The 21,093-nt window shown below is 68.0% G+C and carries 37 protein-coding genes; 32 read left to right on the top strand and 5 right to left on the bottom strand.

What is annotated here, in order from left to right:
* The first annotated feature begins 13 nt into the window (after positions 1-13).
* The 5 genes from IZR02_RS17720 to IZR02_RS17700 all read left to right on the top strand — a co-directional run bounded on the left by IZR02_RS17720 (position 14) and on the right by IZR02_RS17700 (position 2,442).
* Positions 14-559 (top strand): hypothetical protein, encoded by a 546-nt coding sequence (locus IZR02_RS17720; RefSeq protein ID WP_005050853.1) that lies wholly within the window; start codon positions 14-16, stop codon positions 557-559.
* Positions 560-672: 113 nt separating this feature from the next.
* Complete coding sequence (locus tag IZR02_RS17715; protein ID WP_005050851.1) at positions 673-1,116, top strand: hypothetical protein; 444 nt, start codon at positions 673-675, stop codon at positions 1,114-1,116.
* On the top strand, positions 1,113-1,691 hold the full coding sequence (locus IZR02_RS17710; protein WP_005050849.1) for a hypothetical protein: 579 nt from the start codon (positions 1,113-1,115) through the stop codon (positions 1,689-1,691). The genes IZR02_RS17715 and IZR02_RS17710 overlap by 4 nt, the downstream gene beginning before the upstream one ends.
* A gap of 125 nt (positions 1,692-1,816) precedes the next feature.
* Positions 1,817-2,101, top strand: coding sequence for a hypothetical protein (locus IZR02_RS17705; protein WP_005050846.1), 285 nt, complete (start codon positions 1,817-1,819; stop codon positions 2,099-2,101).
* Complete coding sequence (locus IZR02_RS17700; RefSeq protein WP_005050845.1) at positions 2,098-2,442, top strand: hypothetical protein; 345 nt, start codon at positions 2,098-2,100, stop codon at positions 2,440-2,442. The genes IZR02_RS17705 and IZR02_RS17700 overlap by 4 nt, the downstream gene beginning before the upstream one ends.
* 45 nt (positions 2,443-2,487) lie before the next feature.
* On the opposite strand, the gene IZR02_RS17695 is transcribed toward IZR02_RS17700, so the two are convergent.
* A complete protein-coding gene (locus IZR02_RS17695) occupies positions 2,488-3,000 on the bottom strand; it encodes a DUF1643 domain-containing protein (RefSeq protein ID WP_005050843.1) in 513 nt (170 codons plus the stop codon).
* Positions 3,001-3,110: 110 nt separating this feature from the next.
* Here IZR02_RS17695 and IZR02_RS17690 point away from each other — a divergent pair, with 110 nt between their 5' ends.
* The 5 genes from IZR02_RS17690 (at position 3,111) to IZR02_RS17670 (ending at position 5,640) form a co-directional block, all read left to right on the top strand.
* Positions 3,111-3,542: a DUF6573 family protein gene (locus tag IZR02_RS17690; protein WP_005050841.1), complete on the top strand. Its 432-nt coding sequence runs from the start codon at positions 3,111-3,113 to the stop codon at positions 3,540-3,542.
* Between the two features lie 122 nt (positions 3,543-3,664).
* Positions 3,665-4,039, top strand: a complete 375-nt coding sequence (locus IZR02_RS17685; RefSeq protein WP_005050838.1) for a hypothetical protein — start codon at positions 3,665-3,667, stop codon at positions 4,037-4,039.
* A gap of 56 nt (positions 4,040-4,095) precedes the next feature.
* Positions 4,096-4,515 (top strand): hypothetical protein, encoded by a 420-nt coding sequence (locus IZR02_RS17680; protein WP_005050836.1) that lies wholly within the window; start codon positions 4,096-4,098, stop codon positions 4,513-4,515.
* A 123-nt stretch (positions 4,516-4,638) separates the two neighbouring features.
* Complete coding sequence (locus IZR02_RS17675) at positions 4,639-5,154, top strand: hypothetical protein (protein WP_005050834.1); 516 nt, start codon at positions 4,639-4,641, stop codon at positions 5,152-5,154.
* Positions 5,155-5,274: 120 nt separating this feature from the next.
* Positions 5,275-5,640 carry a hypothetical protein gene (locus IZR02_RS17670; protein ID WP_005050832.1) on the top strand — a complete coding sequence of 122 codons (366 nt, stop codon included), beginning with the start codon at positions 5,275-5,277 and terminating at the stop codon, positions 5,638-5,640.
* A 36-nt stretch (positions 5,641-5,676) separates the two neighbouring features.
* On the opposite strand, the gene IZR02_RS17665 is transcribed toward IZR02_RS17670, so the two are convergent.
* On the bottom strand, positions 5,677-6,261 hold the full coding sequence (locus tag IZR02_RS17665) for a hypothetical protein (protein ID WP_005050830.1): 585 nt from the start codon (positions 6,259-6,261) through the stop codon (positions 5,677-5,679).
* 73 nt (positions 6,262-6,334) lie between these two features.
* On the bottom strand, positions 6,335-6,841 hold the full coding sequence (locus IZR02_RS17660; protein WP_005050828.1) for a hypothetical protein: 507 nt from the start codon (positions 6,839-6,841) through the stop codon (positions 6,335-6,337).
* Between the two features lie 101 nt (positions 6,842-6,942).
* Between IZR02_RS17660 and IZR02_RS17655 the strand changes: the two genes are divergently transcribed.
* Together IZR02_RS17655 and IZR02_RS17650 are read left to right on the top strand one after the other, a co-directional pair.
* Complete coding sequence (locus tag IZR02_RS17655; protein WP_005050824.1) at positions 6,943-7,587, top strand: hypothetical protein; 645 nt, start codon at positions 6,943-6,945, stop codon at positions 7,585-7,587.
* A gap of 139 nt (positions 7,588-7,726) precedes the next feature.
* Entirely contained in the window at positions 7,727-8,311 is a 585-nt protein-coding gene (locus tag IZR02_RS17650) for a DUF6927 domain-containing protein (protein ID WP_005050822.1), read from the top strand.
* A gap of 55 nt (positions 8,312-8,366) precedes the next feature.
* Here the strand turns inward: IZR02_RS17650 and IZR02_RS17645 are convergent, their stop codons facing one another.
* Both IZR02_RS17645 and IZR02_RS17640 read right to left on the bottom strand, forming a co-directional pair.
* Complete coding sequence (locus tag IZR02_RS17645) at positions 8,367-9,548, bottom strand: hypothetical protein (protein ID WP_005050820.1); 1,182 nt, start codon at positions 9,546-9,548, stop codon at positions 8,367-8,369.
* Entirely contained in the window at positions 9,548-9,808 is a 261-nt protein-coding gene (locus tag IZR02_RS17640) for a hypothetical protein (protein WP_005050818.1), read from the bottom strand. The genes IZR02_RS17645 and IZR02_RS17640 overlap by 1 nt, the downstream gene beginning before the upstream one ends.
* A 159-nt stretch (positions 9,809-9,967) precedes the next feature.
* On the opposite strand from IZR02_RS17640, the gene IZR02_RS17635 reads away from it, so the two are divergent.
* The 20 genes from IZR02_RS17635 to IZR02_RS17550 all read left to right on the top strand — a co-directional run bounded on the left by IZR02_RS17635 (position 9,968) and on the right by IZR02_RS17550 (position 21,055).
* Complete coding sequence (locus tag IZR02_RS17635) at positions 9,968-10,255, top strand: hypothetical protein (protein ID WP_005050816.1); 288 nt, start codon at positions 9,968-9,970, stop codon at positions 10,253-10,255.
* Entirely contained in the window at positions 10,252-10,497 is a 246-nt protein-coding gene (locus IZR02_RS17630; protein WP_005050814.1) for a hypothetical protein, read from the top strand. Before IZR02_RS17635 ends, IZR02_RS17630 begins: the two co-directional genes overlap by 4 nt.
* A 127-nt stretch (positions 10,498-10,624) precedes the next feature.
* Positions 10,625-10,756, top strand: coding sequence for a hypothetical protein (locus IZR02_RS18075; protein ID WP_005050812.1), 132 nt, complete (start codon positions 10,625-10,627; stop codon positions 10,754-10,756).
* Between the two features lie 340 nt (positions 10,757-11,096).
* Positions 11,097-11,867 (top strand): hypothetical protein, encoded by a 771-nt coding sequence (locus IZR02_RS17625; RefSeq protein ID WP_217316639.1) that lies wholly within the window; start codon positions 11,097-11,099, stop codon positions 11,865-11,867.
* Between the two features lie 11 nt (positions 11,868-11,878).
* Positions 11,879-12,328, top strand: a complete 450-nt coding sequence (locus tag IZR02_RS17620; RefSeq protein WP_193599315.1) for a hypothetical protein — start codon at positions 11,879-11,881, stop codon at positions 12,326-12,328.
* 53 nt (positions 12,329-12,381) lie between these two features.
* Positions 12,382-12,558: a hypothetical protein gene (locus IZR02_RS17615; RefSeq protein ID WP_193599314.1), complete on the top strand. Its 177-nt coding sequence runs from the start codon at positions 12,382-12,384 to the stop codon at positions 12,556-12,558.
* A 54-nt stretch (positions 12,559-12,612) separates the two neighbouring features.
* Positions 12,613-13,074, top strand: coding sequence for a hypothetical protein (locus IZR02_RS17610; RefSeq protein ID WP_005051910.1), 462 nt, complete (start codon positions 12,613-12,615; stop codon positions 13,072-13,074).
* Positions 13,075-13,085: 11 nt separating this feature from the next.
* A complete protein-coding gene (locus IZR02_RS17605; RefSeq protein WP_193599313.1) occupies positions 13,086-14,381 on the top strand; it encodes a hypothetical protein in 1,296 nt (431 codons plus the stop codon).
* Between the two features lie 22 nt (positions 14,382-14,403).
* The gene (locus IZR02_RS17600) at positions 14,404-14,667 is read left to right on the top strand and encodes a hypothetical protein (RefSeq protein ID WP_005050711.1); all 264 of its coding nucleotides are present in this window, start codon (positions 14,404-14,406) and stop codon (positions 14,665-14,667) included.
* Complete coding sequence (locus IZR02_RS17595) at positions 14,664-14,855, top strand: hypothetical protein (protein WP_005050712.1); 192 nt, start codon at positions 14,664-14,666, stop codon at positions 14,853-14,855. Before IZR02_RS17600 ends, IZR02_RS17595 begins: the two co-directional genes overlap by 4 nt.
* Positions 14,849-15,289, top strand: a complete 441-nt coding sequence (locus IZR02_RS17590; protein WP_005050713.1) for a hypothetical protein — start codon at positions 14,849-14,851, stop codon at positions 15,287-15,289. Before IZR02_RS17595 ends, IZR02_RS17590 begins: the two co-directional genes overlap by 7 nt.
* A gap of 164 nt (positions 15,290-15,453) precedes the next feature.
* A complete protein-coding gene (locus IZR02_RS17585; protein WP_005050714.1) occupies positions 15,454-15,753 on the top strand; it encodes a hypothetical protein in 300 nt (99 codons plus the stop codon).
* A gap of 45 nt (positions 15,754-15,798) precedes the next feature.
* Positions 15,799-16,020, top strand: a complete 222-nt coding sequence (locus IZR02_RS17580) for a hypothetical protein (RefSeq protein WP_005050716.1) — start codon at positions 15,799-15,801, stop codon at positions 16,018-16,020.
* Positions 16,013-16,453 carry a hypothetical protein gene (locus IZR02_RS17575; RefSeq protein ID WP_005050717.1) on the top strand — a complete coding sequence of 147 codons (441 nt, stop codon included), beginning with the start codon at positions 16,013-16,015 and terminating at the stop codon, positions 16,451-16,453. The genes IZR02_RS17580 and IZR02_RS17575 overlap by 8 nt, the downstream gene beginning before the upstream one ends.
* A complete protein-coding gene (locus IZR02_RS17570; RefSeq protein WP_005050718.1) occupies positions 16,450-16,734 on the top strand; it encodes a hypothetical protein in 285 nt (94 codons plus the stop codon). The genes IZR02_RS17575 and IZR02_RS17570 overlap by 4 nt, the downstream gene beginning before the upstream one ends.
* Positions 16,731-16,859: a hypothetical protein gene (locus IZR02_RS18070; RefSeq protein WP_264674921.1), complete on the top strand. Its 129-nt coding sequence runs from the start codon at positions 16,731-16,733 to the stop codon at positions 16,857-16,859. Before IZR02_RS17570 ends, IZR02_RS18070 begins: the two co-directional genes overlap by 4 nt.
* Positions 16,860-17,130: 271 nt before the next feature.
* Positions 17,131-18,372: a hypothetical protein gene (locus tag IZR02_RS17565; protein WP_254385480.1), complete on the top strand. Its 1,242-nt coding sequence runs from the start codon at positions 17,131-17,133 to the stop codon at positions 18,370-18,372.
* Positions 18,373-18,774: 402 nt separating this feature from the next.
* Positions 18,775-19,011: a LysE family transporter gene (locus IZR02_RS17990; protein WP_254385478.1), complete on the top strand. Its 237-nt coding sequence runs from the start codon at positions 18,775-18,777 to the stop codon at positions 19,009-19,011.
* A gap of 420 nt (positions 19,012-19,431) precedes the next feature.
* Positions 19,432-20,145, top strand: a complete 714-nt coding sequence (locus tag IZR02_RS17555) for an alpha/beta fold hydrolase (RefSeq protein WP_005050723.1) — start codon at positions 19,432-19,434, stop codon at positions 20,143-20,145.
* A gap of 49 nt (positions 20,146-20,194) precedes the next feature.
* Positions 20,195-21,055 carry an alpha/beta fold hydrolase gene (locus IZR02_RS17550; RefSeq protein WP_302183171.1) on the top strand — a complete coding sequence of 287 codons (861 nt, stop codon included), beginning with the start codon at positions 20,195-20,197 and terminating at the stop codon, positions 21,053-21,055.
* The last annotated feature ends 38 nt before the right edge of the window (positions 21,056-21,093 follow it).

Below are 21,093 nucleotides of genomic sequence, written 5' to 3'. Positions count from 1 at the left end.
CCGGGAGGACACCATGGCAACCGCACCCCTCACCTTCGGCGACCGACTCACCGCGGCCGGACTGACCTGGGAGGTCTCCGACGCCCGCAGTCACGAGCCCGGCCCCACACTCGGCGAGCCGCGCGCCGACCTCTGCCCGATCGACCCCGACAGCGGCGAGCGCATCAGCAACGTGCGCATCGGCCGCGCCGAGCGTCCCTACGTCCGCGTGAACATCCGGGCTGGCCGCAGCGGAGACCTCGAGCTGTACCCCAGCAGCGGGTACGGCACCCCGCTCACCGATCGGCAGCGCGCGATCATCCTGGCCGACCTCGCCGGCTACCGCTTCGAGCTGCCCCCACTCACCGTCCCGGAGATCATCGAGCGGATCACCCACGACATCAGCACCCGCTCGGCGCACAAGGCATCCGAGGCTCTGCACTACAGCACCCGCACCGCCCTCCGAGACGCGCTCGCGACCCTCCCCGCGGGCGAGAGCAGCACCTATCGTGCCGCCGTCATCGACGCGGCGTGCGCGGCGTTCCGCGAGCGCATGGCGCGGGATGTCGGGCAGATGTAGCCCGCCCGGACATCGGCGAGCGCCCCACGTTCGCGGCGAGCGCGCGCCGATGTCCGACCCCCTCCCTAGGCTGTGAACGTCACATTCACTAGCCAACGATCCGGGAGGACACCATGGCAACCAAACCGATCAGCGAGATCGTCGCCGAGACGATCGCGCTCAACTACGAGGACATCGACGGGCTCACCCAAGCGCTCGGCCAGGGCGACGTGGACGCCGACGCGATCCGCGCGCTCGCGACCGGCGCCGCCGAGCGGGCCGTCGCCGACCACGCAGGCGAGGCCGCAGGCATCGACGTGCACGGGTACGTGTCCCTCATCGACGGCGCGGCCGTCGCGCAGATCGACACCACCGAGAGCACCGGCCGCATCCGGGTGTTCCTCAACGACGGCACGATCTACGACGGCAACCCCGAACACGACGACGCCCCCCGCCAGGTGTACACGCTCCGCGATCTCGACGGCACCGACGATGCCGCCGACTGGATCACGACCGGGCATGTTCTCGACGCCCAAGAGGTCGACTGGCTGCGCTCCCTGCGGGTGGTGGCACCGTGACCGCGGCGAGCGCGACCCGGCGCAACCCGATCGTCGAGGCGTTCCGCGACTGGGCATGCCTTGAGACGTTCCCGCTCACCGCGTGGGCCTGCGATGAGTGGGTGCACTCGATCGACCGCGGCGACCACGACGCGCTCAGCAGCCGCGATGAGATCGCCCGCGCTCGCCGCGTGCTCGACCGGCTGGGCACGGCGCTGGACGCGATCGAGGCCGAGCGGCCGGACGACCCGGAGGCGGTCATCCACACTCGCAGCTTCGATCCGGCCGCGCGGACGATCACCGAGACGTGGAGGCTGTTCGACACGGAGTACGCCGCCCCGTGGGGCGGGCCCGGCTTCGTGGCCTTCCAGGTCATCACCGGCTACGCCGACCGCGCCTACCAGGGCACGGCCCGCCGCATCCTCACCGGCAGCACCCCGCACCAGGCTCCCGAGCGAGACGTGCACCCGCAGCGCATCCAGCCGCTCCCCACGCGCCGGTACGCGGCGAGCGCGCTGCACATCGCCCACGACGGCATCGCGGCACGGTTCGACCTGCCGTGGGCGCTCTACTGGGCGCGCGGCATCCGCCGCTGACGCTCTAATCGGTGCCCCGCCGGGATCATCCGGCGGGGCACCGTCGCGCTCGCCGCGGCCAATGTCTGACCCCCTCCCTAGGCTGTAAATGTCACATTCACTAGCCAACGATCCTGGAGGACACCATGGCAAACCCCACCACGCAGCTCGAGCTCACGATGAGCCGCGAGCTGCACGCGAACACCGAGACCGACACCATGCAGCGCTCGCGGTTCCGCACGGACACGCTCATCGCGGCCTGGTACGACGACGAGCCGAGCGAGCCGGACCAGGCGATCCGGGACGTGCTCACGGATCTCGTGCACTTGGCCGACGCGCGCGGCGTCGACCTTCACCACGCGCTCGACCGGGCCGTGTGGATGGCCGACGAGGAACGAGCCGACTGGGGACTGGGGAAGGTGCAGCGATGAGCAGCGGAACGATCCCCGACCTCGCCGTCGTCGCGGCCGCGGCCGACATGATCGGCAGGTGGCATGACGACGTGTTCAGCTCGATCAACATGACCGAGGGCCGCATCCTCGCCGACCTGTTCGACGAGCTGGGGCACACCGGCACCGCTGACCACATCATCCGCGAGACCTGGCTGGCCGAGAGCGACGGTGACCGCGACCCGCTCCCCTGGGCGAACGGCCACGGCTCCCGGCTCAGCGAGGACGAGTACGTGGCCCGCAGCGACGACCTCGCCCACAACGAGGCCCGCGAGCGGTTCCACTTCGACCCCCGCCTGGAATGGTCGGAGGACGAGGAATAGCCGCACGGTGCCCCGCCGGGATCAATCGGCGGGGCACCGTCACGTCTAGGCCAGATAGCTCGCCACGTCGAAGCTCTGCAACGGCCAGGCGTAGCGGGCGCGTGACGGATGCCGGGGGTGCCCGCTCTTGAGCAGATCGCCGATCGACACCCAGTCACAGCCGGAGGCATCCGTCACCGAGGCGATGCCCTCAAGCATCTGCGGGAGGTAAGGGCGGGATCGGATCAGCTCGCCCCACGCGGCGACGATCGTGAGCTGGCGTCCGCCGATGAGATCGGCGATGTGTCGCTCGTTATCGGCTTGCAGCTGGGGGTCGTGCACCAGGTGCATGCCCTTGGGGTCGATGGATCTCTGCGGGTAGAGGTTCAGCATCACCCAGCTGTCGAACCCGTTTCGGGCCGCGAACCCCATGACCTTGCTGACGGTGCGATCCGGGTCTCCCGGCGCCGCGGTGCTGGGGTTCACACCGACGCACACGAGAGGGTTTACGCCCACCGTCCCCAGCACGAAGCGCGCAGAGTTGTCCGCCGTGCGCTCGTAGATCCACGTCTCAGTCATGCACGCCGCCGTCTCCCCATCGTCCTGCGCTCACCCGCCGGGCCCAATGTCTGACCCCTCACTTAGAGTGTAAGCGTCACATTCACTAGCAAGCGATCCGGGAGGACACCATGACCGAGCAGAGCGAAAACCCGTTCAAGGGCGCAGAAATCATCGCCGTCTACACCGCAGAGGAGGCCGTCGCAGACGGGCTGCTGCTGCACTTCAACCCCGCCACCGCCCTCGAGGCCGGATACCGGCTCACGGTACTGCTCACCCGCGCCGCCTACGAGGCCGCGGTGCAGTGGACCCGCGAGGGCGACTGGCAGAGCGAGGACGCCCGATTCTGGGACGTGCTCAACGTCATCCGCCCCACCGCCCGCCAGGTCGCCGGCGATCTCGTCCCGCGCGAGACCTACGTGCTGCGCGTGCCGAACGCCACCCGCTCCGGCAACCCGAGCACCGCCACCACCGCCAGCCGCCAGCGACTCCGCGTGAGCATCGAGGGGTACAACCTCACCGGCCAGGCGTGCATCATCATCGCCCTCCCCGGCGAAGACTGACCCCCACCAGCGCCCCGCCGGGATCTACCGGCGGGGCGCTGCCGCGCTCGCCGCAGCAATGTCGGAGGCCTCCCGTAGCCTGTGAATGTCACATTCACCGCCTACGTTCCAAGGAGGACACCATGGCACCCACACCACTCACCGTCGACGAGATCTCGCGGACGATCCTCGAGCGGATGACCAGCAACCACGGCGGCTCGCTCATCGAGGCAATCGACGACGGCGCGTTCGTCGTCGACGACCAGGCCGTCGCCTACTGGGTCGGCCAGGCCGTCGAACTGGCCCGCCAGGGCATCGACGACGACACCGAGACCGACGCCCCGCCGGTCGGATACTCCTGCGCCGAGTGCGGCGTCCAGGACGCCCGCAACTACGTCGTCACGATCTTGGACCACGAGGACATCCGCCACACCCGCACAGAGGTCTGCATCCCCTGCGCCGTGACGGTCTCGGCCGAGTCCGTCGACAGGATCATCGCCGGGCTGCTCACCCGCTGACACCACCGGGGGCGGGCACCGCGCCCGCCCCCGACCCTCTGACGAAAGGACCAGCCATGACCACCGCACTCACTCCCTACGACACCGGCCAGCGCGCCGAACCGGCGACCTGGACGCCGAGCAACTCCCACCTGTACTCGATGCCCGTCGACGACCGAGCACGCATCCTCGCCCACCACGGCGACGACTTCGGCAAGGTCGACTTCGACAACGCCGAAGGACAGGCGATCGCCACCGTGTGGGCGACCCCGACCGGCGACGGATGGACGCTGCACATCACCGAGCACGGAGCACCCCTCGCGCTCGCCGCAGACACCGCCCGCCTGCGCGAGCTGACCGGCGCCGCACAGGCGGCGATCGAGGAGGCCGAGCGCTCCACAGAGGCCGATACCATGGATGCCGTCTTCGAGGCCCGTGACGGGGCTGTGGACGCCCTCAGAGCACTCCTCGCGGCACTCACACCACCCGCCAGCTGAACCTCCCCCAGTGCCCCGCCGGGATCTACCGGCGGGGCACTGCCGCGCTCGCCGCAGCAATGTCGGAGGCCCCCCGTAGCCTGTGAATGTCACATTCACCGCCTACGTTCCAAGGAGGACACCATGGCAACCACCACCAACATCGAGTTCGCTCAGGGCCAGCTCGACATGCCCGCCCCGGTCACCGAGCGGCGCGGCGCCTACGTCGGGGAGATGGCCCGCACGCAGGCCGATCTCGTCGCCGCCCAGGCGCAGGCCGCGGATCTCGCGCTGACCGTCGAACGGCAGCAGCGCGAGATCGACAGGCTGCGACTGCCGATCACCGACGCCGCCGACGACCGGCTCGCGGCGATCTGGGAGAAGGGTGAGCAGATCGCCAACGATGAGGGCTTCTGCTCCGAGTACGACCGGCTCGTGGAAGCGATCGGCGGCACCCCGCGCGAGCGCGACTTCCGGGTGACCCTCTCCGTCACACTGACCCAGCGCGTTACCGTCTCGGTCACCGCCCGCACGTCGGACGAAGCGGAAGACCTCGCGATCGAGGCGTACACCGTCGAAGACGTGATCGAGTCGCTCCGATCCGACAACTACGTCGCCGACTCGATCGACGCGGAAGTCACCGACTGGGAGCGCGAGTAACCCAACCCGGCGGGGCGGGCACACCGCCCGCCCCGCCCCTCGCGGCGCTCGCCGCTGCCAATGTCGGAGGCCCCCCGTAGCCTATGAATGTCACATTCACTAGCAATCCGGGAGGATGCCATGACCACCAACCGCACCGTACACGCCGTCTGGTTTCAGTCCGTCGACCCCGAGGAGGCCTGCATCGGCGGATGCCAGTGGCACCCCGACAACGCGCAGATCGACCGGTTCATCGAGTCGGAGCGCGCCTGGCGCAACGAGGTTGACTTCGAGTACCTGCGCAAGACCCTCACCCTGCCCGATACGATCCTGCCCGGCCTGGCCGTCGACCAGCTGACCGAGGCGCAGCGCGCCGACGTCACCGACTGGGTCGACTCGCTCACGGGTGAGGTCGCATGGGATCGCCGCGTCGTGCTGCTGGGCAGCACTCACCCCGGCGGCGAGCGGCGCCGGATCGACGCTGAGCTGGCAGCCGCACGAGGCTGACACCGCCGCGCTGGGCCCCGTCGACGAACGCGGGGCTCAGCCCAGCCCGTCCAGTTTGTCCAGACGGGTCGCGATGTCCTCTGCCCAAATGTTCTTCGACGGCCAGGATCGCACCAACGCCTCGGTCGCCTCCGGGAGGGTGTAGTCCCGACCTCCGGGATATTCGCCACGTCCGCCATCGGCGTGAGCGCTCAGAATGTTGCCGTCACGGTCAAGCCACACGACAGGCCAATAGTCGACTTGAGTGTCGTCTTCCGAGTCGACGTCGAAGTGGACTGAGTAGTCTCCCTCCCTTCCGACGCAAATGGCACTCGGCGTGACGGCATAGCTCATCTGTCTTGGGGTATTCCAGGGGAACGCCTTGGGGAATGTCTCGAGCAGCGCAGAGTACATCTCGTGGGTGGGCAGCGGGCGGGCGATAATGGCCCTCACCTGATCCATGAGCGCCCGCGCGTCATCGACCGTAGGCCCCTCCACGGACACCGCTAACCCGCGCTTCATGCCCGACGCGATCTCGGTCTCGAAGTATGGGCCGGGATAGCTGCGCCCCTCGAAGGGTCGCTCGTCATAGAAGCGCTCAAACGCGCCAAGTTCCACGTCCTCAAACCTGTCTGCCCTCATGGCCGAGAGCGTACACAGGCCCGCGGTAGCAACCTAGATCCCCGGCGAAACCCCTCTCATCAACCGCCTGCCCTCATCGCTTCCGGTTCGCGAACGGCCAGCGACCGAACACGTCAGCGAACGCGGCGCGGTAGCGAACCTCCACGTCCTCCGCGGACTCCTCCGGCGTCGTCACCCACGCAACGAGCAGCTCGTCTTGATCGGCCAGCTGCCAGATCGAACGCCCGCCCTGGTGGCTGGCACCCTTCCGCGCGAACTGCCCCAGCCGCTTGCGCAGCCCGCCCACTTTCGCCTCTGCCTTGCCGATGTACAGCACCGGCGTCCCCGACACCCACCGAGCCGCGAGGTCATCCAAAGGGTAGGCGGATCCCGCCCGCGCTCGCGTCAGCTCGAGCAGCTCCGGCGACGTCGCCGCCGGACGCAGCACCACGTAGATCCCCGCCTCAGTCGGCACCCTCGCGGCCGCAAGATCCGCGAATCGAACGAACCCCACGAACCCGACCGCCTCGAGCGAGGCCCGATCCCACACGGCCGGCATCCGCAGCCCACCCGCCTCGCCGTCGCGATGGGTCGTCTTCATCGACGCATCGTCTCACGGCACCACAGGCGATGTCCCGGCTCCGGGCAACAGACCCCTCGGCTATGGTCTGAGCTACAGACGCCTGATGAGGAGACTCGTTCATGCCCAACGTAGACAGCAGCGGCCGCGACAGTTTCGGGCGGCGTGTAGAGACAGGGCTGGCAGCTGAACTCTTCAAGCAGCTCAAGCCGCTGCTTCTCGAAAGTGACATCGACCTCGACAGCGGCAAGGCCTACACAATCGACGAGATCAACGATGGCCTACAGGTGGCGATCCAACGTCACAACTTCATCATGGCGGTGCCTACAGGTGAGGCTCGAAAAGAGGCGTTCCGCGCGATACGGCTCGCTGCAGAGTACTTGTGGGAGGCCGACTACGAAGACTTCTCCGACTTCCTCACCGGGATGACCCCCGACGAAGAACCAACCCCCGCGCAGATCATCGGGACGACGCTCAGCCTCCTGGATTCCTGGTTCGAGGACGAGGTTCTCACCGGGGCAATCGCGCGCCCATCCTTCACCGAACGCTGGGACGAGGAGTCAAGCAAGATCATGTACGAGATCTTCGAGCGAGCCAGAGAGCACAGAGCTTTCGACTCCTACTCGGAGTTCATCGGCCGTTGGGGCGGACTCGTCGTGATGACGTTTGCAATCGGCGTGGTCTTCGAGGGCCTCTACGCATGGAGTGAAGACGACGACTACTTCGTCGATGTCGCTGACGAACTTCTTGACCCCGAGGCCTGGTAGCCCCTTCGCTCTCCCCCGAGCTCGGCCCCGCGCTCGCGCTCGCCATCCCGCCGCCGTCGTTGTTGCTGTCACGTCGGCGATGTCGGAGGCCTCCCTTAGCCTGTGAATGTCACATTCACTAGCAACCGAGGAGGACACCATGGGTGCCACATCCACTCACAAGACGGCCGGCGTCAGCGTCAGCGACTACTTCGCGGACTACTTCACCAACGCCACGATCATCGCCAGCGGCACCCGCCGCGACCCCGACTACATCGGCGGGAGCTACGACTGGCCCTACGAGTTCTACGCCGCGGTGCGCTACAACGACGGCCACCCCCACGCCGGGGAGGTCTTCGCGTTCGTCGTGCTCTACTCCGTCGCCCCGTCCAGCTACTACAACTTCACGTACAAGGACATGGACGAGACGGTCGGCCCCGGCGCAGTCCACGCACCCCGCCGGGTGCTCGAGGCCCTCACCCCGACCGACCACGAGTACGCCAACCAGTGGCGCGCCGCCTGCTGGGCGAACCTCGAGCTCGAGGAAGCCAAGCCCCGCGTCCGCCGCGGCGACCACATCCGCTTCGCAGAGCCGTTCACCTTCGGAGGAGGGCTGCAGACCACCACGGAGACCGTCTTCGAGGTCGAAGGGCGCGACGTGCTCCGCGTGATCGACCACCACGGCGTGCGCGTGCGCATCCCCCGCTGGCGGGCACGCAGCTACGCGCTCGCCGCAGCCAGCTGAGCGAGTGCGGGGCGCCCCACACAGGGACGCCCCGCAGTCCTCACCGCGCAGCTGCTCACGCGCCGGGGCGCCGGCGCCAGTGACCGGCGATCTCCCGTCCTGCGCGCGTGTGCTCCGGCACCCACACCATCCCCCGCCCATCCGGGAGCGCGACAGGCTTGACCAGCCCATCTAGGGACTCCTCGAGCATCAGCGCCGCCGTATGGCGATCGCCACCCGCCGCGAGGTACTCCTGGCCTCCCGCGGCGTCGAAGACCCGCTGACGCAGCTCCGCGGGCGCGTCGAGGCTGTCTCCCCGCAGTCGCCGTGCAACGGCATCCATCCGAACCTCTTCACGGATCTCCGATATCCTGCCCGCGCCCGTGCGCAGCTGCCGCCGGAACCGCGACAGCTGCGCATCCCGTCGACGCGCCAATGGCGACCTCGCCCGCCACGCCTCGAGCGCCGCCTGATCCAGCGGTGTGTACTCCGCCATGACCCGCTTCCGCGCGCTCACCGCCCGGTCCCGCTCGAAGAACTCCCGCGACTCCGCCTCATGCGCTCGCCGCTCTGCTGCCGGGGACCGACGCACGCGCTTTGCCGGCAACCCCAACGACTTGAGGCGGCGAGCCAGCCGCTTCGACTCACGGTTGGACTGCAGCGCCCGCTCATACACATCCGGGTTCTCAGCCCGATACTGCCGCTGCCACTCGGTCAGGTGTTCCCGGTTGCGCTGCTGCCAGTCCCGCGACGACGCCTTCACCTTCTCCGGGCTCTGATCTCGACGCTGTCTCGCCCTGGCCAGCACCGCGTCACGGTTGCGCTCGTAGTAGCGCCGCGAGTACTCCGCCGTCTTCTCTGGGTGCTCCGCGTGCCACCGCCTGATCGTCTCGCGCTTGCGCTCACGGTTAGCCTCGGTCCACCGCCGCACCCGCTCGCGGTCCTTCTCGCGCCGCTCCTTCTGCGCTCGCATCTTCCGCGACCGCTCCCGCATGTACTCCCGGTTCTTCCGGTTCACTTCGTCACGGTTCTCCGCGTGATACTTCGCCCGGTACGCGCGGATCTCCTCGCGATGCTCCTCGCGATACCGCTTCGCGTAGTCCCGCTTCGGATCGGCCGCAGCGCTCGCCGCAGCCGACTGCTCCTGCTCGGCGCGCTTCGCCTGCTGGCGTGCCTGACCCGCTCGCAGCCATGCCGCGTGAGGGTCGGTTGGTCCGCCAACCGGTCGCGCCGACGAGTCGTCGACGCCGGCGGACATTACGACTCCGCTGGCGCCAGCTCGAGCAACGTCTGGAACAGGGCGTACCGGTGAGCTGTCGGGTTGGTGATCGCCAGGCCGACCGCCTCTCGCAGCGGGGCGCGTTGCTCATCGGTCAGGTCGGTCACCGGCTCGAGGCACCAATCAACGTCGGTGTCGACGGTGTAGTCCGGCTCGTCGATGTGAATCTCTGGGTAGTACGAGATCGCCGCCAGCCCCACGCGCTGCAGGACGTCGTCTACCTCTTCGCGACTCGGCATCGCTCCTCCTCTCGTCGCGGGCTTGTGCCCGTCTGAGGGGTATAGGCCGCATCCCGGCTGCTTCGCGGACACAGAGTGCATCGCTCGCTCGCCGGCGCAATGTCGGACCCCCACCGTAGCCTATGAATGTCACATTCACCACCTACTACGGAGGACACCATGAAGCTCACCCTCAACTTCGGGCACCGCCAGGAAGAGATCGACCTGGGTGAACCCGACGCCCGCGACGGGCTGTTCGACAACGGCGAGATCGGCGCCTACGCCGGGAACATCTACCTGTACGTCGACGGCCGCGAGTACGGGTCGCTGTTCATCCACCACGACGACCAGGGGCCGATCATCGAGCTCGGCCAGTTCGACGAGACCGCCGACGAGTGGGTGACCCGCGCCGCGCTACGCGCCCTGCCGGCACACGTCGCGCAGCCGCTCGAGAACGCCGGCGCATGAACGGCCACGAAGGCGGCTCCAAGACCGTTGGCCGGTGGTACGTCGAGGTCAGCCCCCTCGGTGTGATCGCCGGCCCCCTCGAATCCGGGGCCACCTACACCACGACCACCCTCCGGTTCCCCATCGGATGGCGCGTCGGAAAGGTGTGGAGCAACGGCGTCGCGTCCGGCCCTCCCGAAATCTTCGGCATCCCCCGTCGAGTCGTCAGCGCCGCAGCCGGCATCGCCAGACAGATGCAATAGACCGAGCTGAGGGCGGCGGCAACTCCGCCGCCCTCAGTGACGCACTCGCGATGTCCCCCAGCGATGTCCGACCCCCTCCCTAAGCTGTGAATGTCACATTCACTAGCCGACGATCCGGGAGGACACCATGGCAACCATCAACCAGCACCCGTCCGGCGTCGCGGACTGGGCCACCATCTGCGCCTGGATCCACGAGAACCGCCCCGACCTTTGGGAAGGGCTCGGCCCCGCCGACGAGGACCGCGCACCCGCGAGCTGATCCAGCAGATGCAGGCCAGATCGCCACTTGACCTCCGGGCAGGAAACACCTACCCTAGTAAATGTCACATTCACTACTAACTGAGTAGAGGGAGAACCCACAGACCCACAACCAGGGGAACCGCGCAACGCCGTTCCCCTCCCAGGGACAGGCGCCACACCGCAGCCTGACGAGCGCTCGCCGCGCTCGCCGCCATGTCCCTCCCGGCGACCCGCCGTCCTCCCAACCAGGTCGCCGCCGCGGGGGCGGCTCCGTGACACAGCCGCCCCCGCCCCTTCCCCTTCATGTCCGCGAAGAGAACGATCCGCGGCCTATACCCACAGACGAACCGGAGGATCCCATGGACAGCATCGACACCACCGCACCGGCCGATTGGCACGACTTCTACGTCGACCCCTTCCCCGGCCGCAAGGGCTCCGAGCGGATCACCGACACCTGCGGCAAGTGCATCGGCACCGGCCTGTACACCGGGCCCACCCACTTCACCGATGGCCACGGGCGCCCGATCTGCTTCGACTGCCACGGCACCGGCACCCGCAGCCGCCTCGTCAGCAGCGCCCGCGCCACCGCACGAGCCCACGCGAAGGCACACGCCGAGCACATCGACACAACACGGGCGATCACCGCCCGCCGCGCCGCCTTCGAGGCCGAGCACCCCGGCCTCCGCGACCAGCTCACCGAAGCTCATCTGAGCATCCGGGAGGGCAACCCGCTGCGCGAGAAGATCGGCTACATCCTCGACTCCCTCGAGGACTACACCGGCACCCTCGACGACGACGAGGTCCGCACCGCCCACGAGCTGCTCGAGCAGTACGAGCTCGAGCTGGCCGCGCGCCGCCCCGTCCCCACCGGGCGCACCCTCATCCAGGGCGAGATCCTCGCGACCAAGACCACCGACACTCAGTGGGGAATCACCGTCAAGATCCTCGTCCAGGGCGAAGGCTGGCGCGTATGGGGCACCAAGCCCTCCGAGATCTCCACCGCCGCCCGCGGCGACGTCGTCGCGTTCACCGCCACCGTCTCCGCTTCCGACGACGACGACAGCTTCGGCTTCTACTCCCGGCCCACCAAGGCACACATCATCGCCGCCGGCATCCGCCGCACCGCATGAACGAGCGCCTCATGAACAGCCGCACCAGCCTGACCATCTACCCCGCCCACGACGAGAAGTCTCTGCTCCCACCGACGCCGATCCTCGTCGACGAGCACTACTTCGTGCGCGCCGGGCTCGAGCAGCTCCCCGCACGACTCATCGGATTCAGCCCCGCCGGCGCGCTCGCCATCACGGCATGGGTTCACGACGTGTTCCGCACCCCCGAGCTCGCACGCGACCTGTACCCGATCTTCATCATCGCCGGCCACGTCCAGGCGTATCCGATCCCCGCAGCCAGAGTCACCGTGCGCGAGCCATCCGGCGTCGTCCAGGTCGTCATCACAGACCCCCGCGGCAAGCGATACCGCCCGTACCTCGGAGAGGACCGCGACGTCGCCGACCGCATCGCCGCCGCCTGGGGTTCCCACCGCGGCTACTCCGCCACCGTCCAACCGATCACCCCGGCAACAAGCGCCTGACCACGCGAACGGAGATCACCATGCGCTGCCTTATGTGCGAAGAGCCGACCACCATGTACATCCCCTCCGACGACGTCGACGGGATCGGGCTGCACAGCTGCGGCGCGTGCGGCTTCGAGATCGAAGCTCCCCGCGACGAGCCCGTGCGGATGATTCCCGTCAACGAGCGTCGAGAGCGGCCCGTCGACGTGACGACGACGACGGTTGCGAAGACCCTGCAACCTCTCTAGTATCAGTGAATGTCACATTCACTACTTTCTTACTGATCCGAGGAGTGCTCCCCAATGAGCGAAGAGGCAGCGACCGTCACCGAGGAAGTCGTCTACGTCGGCCGCAAGGCCGCGAGTAATGGAAAGCTCGCGCACTGGTATCGGACGCTCGACGACGGTGAGCTCACCAGCAAGGAGCTCGGCTCGTACAAGCCGTACACGTCGGCTCCGGTGGGCGCGATCATCACGATCACCCGCCCCGCCGGCGAGCCGACCGTGCTCTACACGGGCGGACAGTACACGCCACGGATCACCGGCAGATACGCCGACACAGCCGCCACCGACGAGTGGCGCGTGGCCGATCAAGCGGAGGCGCAGCGGGATGCGAATGAGCGGCGCATCAAGCGGGATCTCGACGGTCTGCCCGAGGAGTTCACCACGGCGCTAGACACCGTTGGTGCGCACTTCTCACGGCTCAACGCCCCGCAGCGGGCAGCACTGTTGACCCTGGTCACCGCGAAGCTCCTCCGCTACTGAGGTCGACCGTCATGTCCACCCTCGATCTCCTCGACGACCGCTTCCCGCACGGTACCCCGGACGGGTACCGCCACGGATGCCGCACTGCCGCGTGCCCCGCGCTGATCCCCTGCCGCACCGTCCACACCCGCTACGTGGGCGACTACTCCTTCGCGAAGCTCATCGACGCCGGCACACCGCTCGCCGAGATCCTCGAGCGCGACGAGGCCGCGCGTGCCGAGTCGCGGCAACGGGACAAGATCGCCGCTCGAGAAGAGCGCCGTGCCGCCGTCGAAGCCACACGCCCCCGTCGACCCAAGCCGACCCCCAAACCGAAGCCGGCGCGCGCCAACACACCCAAACCCCCGCGCATGCCGAAGGAGGCGCCGGCGCCGGCGCCGACCGCACGGCCTCGCCCGTCGACGCCGCGGCCGCGCACCCATCCCGGCTACCAGTGGCTCGACAAGGCACGCAGCGACGCCGAGAAGCTCCCCGCAGAGCTCGCCAGCGCGTTCTCAGAGGCACTCGACGGCTACGAAGCGGACCTCGATCGTCACGTCGACGAGCTCGAGCAGTGGCGCAAAGACCACCGAGAGCTGCGCGGCCAGCTGCGCGCCGCGGCCGAGACCCTCAAGACGGCCACCATCGCCGCCGGCACCGGCCTCTCCGTCGGAGGGGTGATCGAGAGAGCGCTGCAGGAGGCAACCCTGCGGCACCAGTCCGCCGTCGACGCCCTCGCAGACCACGATCGCCCTTCCCCACCGGCCAGGCCACGCACACCGCGACTTCGGACCGCGCGTGCTGCCCGAACCTCGCAGCCGAGGCAGCTGCAGCCGCACGGCACCAACGCATGCCGAGCGCGCGGCTGCGACCGCCCCGAGTGCATCGAAGCCGGCCGCGAGTATCACCGGCAGTGGATGGCGAACCGGAAGGCGCAGAGCATCCCGCTCGAGCACCACGGGACCGCCTACGGCTACCAGCTCGGCTGCAAGGACCGCGACCACTGCCCCGCGGAGATCTCGTGCGCCGATGCGTCACTGGCTGAGGAACGGCGCCGACGCCGGGAGGCCGGCATCGCCCCGCAGGCCCCGCGCGTGCCCGCCGAGCCGATCCGACAGCACGTCCGCCAGCTCATGGCATCCGGCATGACCGTCCTCGAGATCGCCGACCAGGCACAGGTGTCCAAGACCGGCGTGAAGATCCTCCTCTACGGCCGCTCAGGCACCCGCAAAGGAGAGCTGCCCCGCGAGATCGAAGCAGAGAAAGCACGACGACTGCTCGCCCTGCAGCCGACTACCGCAGCCACGAAGTTCGCCCGCTCCGCCTGACACCAACATCAGGAAGGCCACCATGAACGACCGCACCACACCTACCACCACCATCACGATCCAAGTGCCCAGCACCGCACCCGAGGACGTGATCTCACGAGTCACCGCGCTCGGCGCGGAGCTCGGCGCCCAAGGCGGAATCGACCAGGTGCTCCTCGAGCTCGTGCGCACCTGTCACGTCTGCGGCTGCACCGACGAGCGAGCATGCTTCGGCGGCTGCTGGTGGGTCAACGACGACGGCACCCCCGACCTCTGCTCGAGCTGCGAGGACAGGCCCCACCAATGACACAGGAAAGCACCGCCCGAACCTGCCTTGCCACCGCCACAGGGCAACGCGGCTACTGCGGACGCAAGACGTCATCGGCAGCCACCACGATCGCCGACGTGACCTGCAAAGACTGCGGCGCAGCCGTGCGTGCAGACCAGCAAGCCGGCATCCTCACCCCCGAGCTGACCGCGGCGATCGCATGCTGACCGCCAGCTGGTCATCATGGACTCCCGGACGCCCAGGAGGCGCGCTGCGCGGCGTCATCGACGACGTCGCCGACAAAGACACCCACCAGTCCGGCGAACGAGTGTGGCGCTGCGCCCACCATCACACCACCGAGGCCGACGCCACGCGATGCGCCACCACCGAGCTCAAGCGCCGCCAGAACGCCCGGCCGCTGAACTGGTCCCAACGAGTCACCATGCGGATGATCGCCGATGGCCGATCACTCTCCGGCGGCGCCAGCTACCTCGACACGACAGGCCTGGGGATCCCCGGCGGCACCATCCAGTCCCTCCGCAGGCGAGGACTGATCGAACGCTACTCGTGGGTCGAACCCGGCTGGGTGCTCACGAAAGTCGGCGTCGACGCCATCAACAGCGGCGCGTGCGACGAACCCGACAGCGGCCCCGACGACTGACCGCACCGACCTCCACAACCCGGATGTCCGCGAACACCCCCAACATCGGCCTATACCCAGCAAGAAGGGCCTGCAGCAACACCATGCACGGGGGTTCCCCCACCGGGCATGCAGGCGTATAGTCAGTGAATGTCACATTCACTGTTCGATTGAGGAGAAACGCCATGACCATCACCCAGACCGCCGCCCCCACGGGCACCGCGGTCACCATCACAGGAACCATCCGCACCCCGCTCACCCTCGTCCGCCGCCTCCCCGACCGCCGAGCACGAGTAGGGTTCCGCGTCGACACCGACGCCGGCCCCTACAACGTCCACGCCAACGGCGCCCTCGCCGAGCTGCTCCGACTGACAACGCACCGCGGGGACCGCGTCACCGTCCACGCCCCCGCCGCCACGTTCAGCCACCCTGACCAGACCATCCCCGACCTCGAAGCCGACAGCGTCGAACTCGACCTCCACTGACCCGCGACGAAGATGGACACCACCGACGCACTACCAGGGAGCACCATGACCCGCATCTTCCACGTCAACGGCAAGCCCGTCGACGTCACCGACGCCGCGGCCGTCCAGGCACTCACCCCGGACGAGTACGCCGACCTGCTCACGCAGACCCTCAACGACACCGACGCGAACGACACCGAGATCATCGGACTGCGCCAGGACCAGCCGCCCACCGGCACAGGGTTCATCATCATGAATCCGCCCACAGAGGAGGCCGAGCATGCCTAACCCCGCCCCCACCACGACCGGCACCGACAGCTCCCTCCTTACCCCCATCCAGCGCCAACGCGCACTCACCCTCTCCGACGCACTCTGGCGCCTCCGCACCGGCCAGCACGACGCCGGCGACGACATCACCCTGACCATCCCCGCACCCGCCATCGAAGGCATCGAGAAGATCCTGTTCGCCCTCGCCGAAGGGGATCTGCGGTTCGCGTCCGTGCGGGCCGGTCAGCTGATGGATGGTGTCAGCGCGGCGCTGCGCGATCGCGCAGTGGGGGAGCAGTGGCGGGCGGCGTTCGATCACGCCCGCCAGGACGGACACAACGAGGCCGAGGCGCGTGAGTTCGCCGACGAGTACGCCGCCTACGTGGAGGACCGGCAGTACGAGCTGCGCGACCCCGACCTGCCGATCCCCTCACCGAGCGAGTACACCCGATGACCGGGGCTGCGCCGTCGTCCGTCACTCTGGATGTGCGCGCGACGATCGTGCGAATAATCCAGCAGCACACCGACGAGCCTGACGAAGAGGCAGGTTTCATCGCCGACGACATCATGGACGCGCTGAACCTGGGCAGTGAGCTCACGGTCGCCGTCCCGAGGCCGCGGCGCCGCGGCGAGCATGAGTGGCCGTGCGCGCTGTTCTACACCGGCAATTGGAAAGGCCAGCAGCCACGCGCCCGATGCAGCTGCCCGCCGGTAGCGGATGGGTCCGTGTCATGAAGGATCCACGCCAGCTCTCGCAGGCCGAGCTCGACGAGTACCTCGACCAGCTCATCAATGAGGGGAACGATGACAGCCCCGAGTTCCACCGCGCGTACCAGGTCTGGGAGGAGCTCAACGGCTGACCCAGACCTCGACCGCACTCCTCGGGGCCCCGCTCACCGGCGGGGCCCGATTTCTGTCCGCGAACACCCCCAACACCGGCCTATACCCAGCAGACGAACGGGAGAGGCCATGTGCGACGACATCGACCACGGAGGGCGACGGTGCCCGTCGTCGACAGCCGCAGGGCAGCGGCGTCGGCGTGCGGAGAAGCGTGAGCAGAACGCCGAGAAGCAGCTCGAGGCCTTCATCGGGGCAACCCCGTTCCGGCCGGTCTCTGGCGAGCTGATGCGAATGAGCTCCCGCCCCAGCTACTACGACACCGACGAGTGGATCGAGTACGAAGACACCCTCCGCGCCGCCGCGGAACGCCACGGCATCGAGATCTCGGAACTGCAGCACGCAGACGGGCTCTGGGAAGGCGCATCTGAACCAGCCGGCGCCTACATCGTCCGTGCGGACAGCTTCGAGCAGGTCACCGACTGGGCGGGAGAGCTCGCAGGACGGTATGAGCAGGACAGCATCATGGCCGGGTACTTCGACCCGGACGGACCTGACCGGGTTTACAGCTTCGCCGCCGACACCGGCTCGCAGCTGCAAGTCCAGGAGACTCTCGACATCCTCCGCGCCGCCGGCGCACCAGGTGGCAGGCTCTACGACGGCAAGCTCGAGATCGCCGAACCCGCCGAGTACCCGCTGCCGGCATCCGCCGTGAACGCGATCGCCGCACGTCTCGGCACGTCGCCCACCTTCGCTCGAGCGCACGTCGCGTTCGTGCCAGGCACCGACAGCTACCAGCGCCACCAGCCCATCAAGGAGATCCAATCGCTCAGAGAGCGATACGCCGACGCGCACGGGTTCCCGCAACGCAAACCCATCCCCCGGCTGACCGAGCTCGACGACATCGCTGCAGCGCGAGCCTACGCGGCCGCAGCGCACGAACCCACCCACCCACAGGTCGCCCGGTCTTACCGAAGCCTGCGCCAGCACATCGGCGCGCAGTGGGACATGCTCACGGAAGCCGGCTACACCTTCGAGCCCTGGCACGGAGAGGCCGAGCAGCCCTATGCCGACTCCGCCGCGATGCTCGACGATCTGCGACAGAACAAGCATCTGTTCTACTTCCGCACCGAGGTCTCGCAGCACACCGAAGGCGCTCTACCGCCGGACCACCCGATGGCACGCACCGTGACCGTCACCCTCCCCTCGGGAGAGCGCGCGCCGATGCTCGCCAACGACGTGTTCCGCGCTGTCCACGACGCAATCGCCCACAGTGAAGGGCACCAATTCGGCCCCTACGGGGAGAAGCGCGCCTGGTGGACGCACCGGGCATGTCTCCCCCGCGAAGCGCGACTCGCGCTGTGGTGCGAGACGCGCGCACAGAACTGCTGGACCAACGCTGGCCCACACATGACTGCTGAGACCGAGCCCGGACACCCGCGCCTCCTCCGCCGAGGAGAAGAGGGCTGGATCCCGTTGAGTGACCGTCCCTACGCGCAGCAGAAGTGCTGCCGCGTGGACACCGCGCTCCTCTAGCGCGTCAGAGACCTCGGGCGATCTCGTGCGCCAGCGCCGAGGGGAACACCTCATAGTCGTCTGTACCGACCGCGAGGATCCTCACGGTCGCATCCTCCTCGAGGAAAGCGGCATTGTAGGTTCCCGCTCGAGATGGCATGAACCCCTCGCGATTCCACGGTAGTTGGCAACGGTTTCAGGGCCAGGATTCCACGCGAAATGGCATTTTCCTACAGTTGGTCCGACTCAACTCAGATGCCCGCTTGCGGCAGGCAGATCGACCTAGAGTGTGTTAACGAGTGAGCAGCCGCGCCGTTCAGAGGCGAGGGCGATCGCCGACGGGGCGGCTCACTCTTCTCCTCATCCCGGTGTTGCTCAGCGCGACCGGCGTCCTCGATCTCCGCATTCCTTGGCCGTGGCTCCATGGCGAGTCCGCGGGGATCGTCCGGTCGAGCACTCACCCCTGAGAGCCCTGTCAAGGTGAGCTGGACCGGGACAGCCGCTGGAGTGCTCTATCTCGCGTGGCTGGCGTCCGCAACCCTGCGCCCCGGCGGCAACGGGCTATTCGAGACACAATCCCACGCGCGCGACTCCCGGTCGAAGCTGTTCCGGATGGGGCTCGTCACCAACCTGCTCAACCCCAAGGCCGCTGTCATGTAACTCGCGATCATCCCGCAGTTCATAGATCACGGGCAGGGAAACACGACCGCTCAGGGATTCGTTCTCGGCGGAGTTCAGATCATCGTCAGGATGATCGTCAACTCCCTCATCGTGCTGGGCGCCGGCACAATCTCCGGATTCGTGTCGACGCGACTCACATGGATCCGGCACCCCGCTCGGCGCAGTGGCGGTCACGCTGGCCAGAGAGGTCCCGCAATGCATCTCGCCCCTGAACCGGGCGATCATGCTGCAGGACCTCCGTGAGACGCCGCTCAGATAGACCGTCCTCCGGAAGCTCGACGAGTACGAATGACCCTTTCTGAAGGGATTGAACAGGACTGTTGTTCTGCACAGATTCTGCTAGGTAGAGTGGGATTCCATCCGACGGAACCCGCCGTCGGTGAACAAAGGAGTTCCAGAATGCGCATCGTCTTGGTTCATGGAGGTTGGCAGGGTGGTTGGGCGTGGGACGGCGTTGTCGCTGAGCTCACGAAGGCAGGCCACGAGGTATGGGCCCCAACCTTGCAGGGTCACGGTGACAACGACGACCGTGCAGGTGTCACGCTCTCGACCATGGCGGACAATCTCATCGGCCGGATCGCCGACAAGGGGTGGGACCGGTTCGTCGTAGTCGGCCACAGTGGCGGCGGCCCGCTCATCCAACTCGTAGCTGAGGCGATGCCGGAGCAGGTGGAGCAGGCGATCTTCATCGACGCGTGGGTACTCGCCGACGGCGAGTCGATCAATGCGATCCTCCCCGCCGAGTTGGCGAATTTCGCCCGTGGCACAGCCGCGTCCTCGCCCGACCAGAGCGTGCCGATCCCGCCGCAGCTATTCATGACGGCTTTCTTGCAGGACGGATCGGAGGAGCTTCACGCGCAGGTCGAGCCTCGTCTGGTGCCGTCGCCTGGCGGTTGGCTCGACGAGCCGATCCGTCTTCGGACGGCCGGCACCGGTGACGTGCCGAGCGGCTACATCTTCCTGCAAGAGGATCGGGCTGTGCCGCAGGAGTTGTACCGCGCATCAGCAGACCGGCTCACGAACCCCACGACCGCGAGCTCGCCGGGGAGCCACCAGGCAATGTTGACGCGCCCTGTGGAACTGGCAGCAGCCATCGTCTCCGTCATGTCGTGACGACGTTTCGCTCTTTCGCGACTTCCGCTGGGACCGTCGCTTACGCCGAATGGCTGCCCGGCGGCCCCGCCCGTGCGACGGTGCTGCTCGTTCACGGCGGGGGGTGGGCCCCGATGGCTGGAGTCGAGCGATCGGCGGGCGACCCGGGTGGGCACCCCGTCTCGCCGAAGCCGGATACCGCGCGGTCGTGATGACGTGGCCTGGGTTGTCGGCTGGCGGCGCATGGGACCCCGACACGCGGCTGGATGGGGCGGCGGTCGCCGGCGCGATCGTCGAGCTAATCGCTGCGCTCGGCGGCCCGGTCGTCCTCGTGGTCCACTCCATGTCCGCCGCTTTCGGCTATCGGGTCGCTTTCCACCATCGGGATTCACTGATCGCCCTAGTCGCGCTGGCACCCGCTCCCCCCGGGGACATCCAGCCCGAGCCCGCCGTGCTGGAAGAGGACGCCGATCACATCGTCGTCCAGGGACGCCCGCTCACCTGGAGGCTTCCCCGTCGCGGCTGGTGGCATCCCGGACCAGAGTTCATCGAGGCGAAGCTGGTCGGTGCAAGCGAGCAGTTCCCACCCGGTCACCTGGACGAGCTCCGTTCACAGCTGGCGCCAATCCCAGCCGGGCTCCTCCTCGAGCGGCAGAACGTCCGCGGTGCGCAGGTCCATATCGGCGACAGGGAGTTGGACGGCCTACCGACCCTCGTGATGGTCGGTACCCACGACACCGATCATCCGATCGAGTCGGACCGCGCGACTGCAGACTGGCTCGCCGAGCGAGGCGGCGATGTCAGGTTCGTCGCGTTGACGGCAGCGAACGTGGCTGGCAACGGCCACATGCTGATGCAGGAGTCGAACAGCGATGCGGTACTCACCCTGGTGACGGAGTGGCTCGGTCCAAATGTACGCCCGCGGCGGTGAGGATGGTGCAGCTGATCGCGACCCGGGCTCCGGACATC

Origin of the sequence: Microbacterium paraoxydans (assembly GCF_019056515.1) — a bacterium.
In the GTDB taxonomy this organism is placed as follows: domain Bacteria; phylum Actinomycetota; class Actinomycetes; order Actinomycetales; family Microbacteriaceae; genus Microbacterium.
Note: the sequence above shows the minus strand (reverse complement) of the source record. Positions and strands in the feature narration are given on the sequence as shown.